The 233-nt window shown below is 47.6% G+C and carries 1 protein-coding gene; it reads right to left on the bottom strand.

Translation table 11 applies throughout. The features are described 5' to 3' along the window. On the bottom strand, positions 1–233 hold a 233-nt coding region (locus tag B4920_RS28085), incomplete at both ends, for a zinc-binding dehydrogenase (protein ID WP_139379798.1).

Genomic DNA, 233 nt, shown 5'->3' with positions numbered 1-233 from the left:
CTTGAATGGGTTTGTCGAAATGTTTCGGATTAATACAATCGGTTGCACCTAATTTACGGGCAAGTTCGAATTTAGATTCGTTGATATCAATGGCAATAATCCGGCTGGCTTTAGCCATGGTCGCACCAATAATGGCCGAAAGACCAATACCACCTAGGCCAAAAATCGCCACGGTCGCGCCTTCTTCCACCTTAGCGGTGTTCATTACGGCGCCCATACCTGTCGTCACACCA

It is taken from the genome of Zoogloea sp. LCSB751, assembly GCF_002028455.1.
Lineage (GTDB): Bacteria > Pseudomonadota > Gammaproteobacteria > Burkholderiales > Rhodocyclaceae > Zoogloea.
The sequence above is the reverse complement of the archived record's forward strand: the minus strand, read 5'-3'. Positions and strand labels throughout refer to the sequence as shown.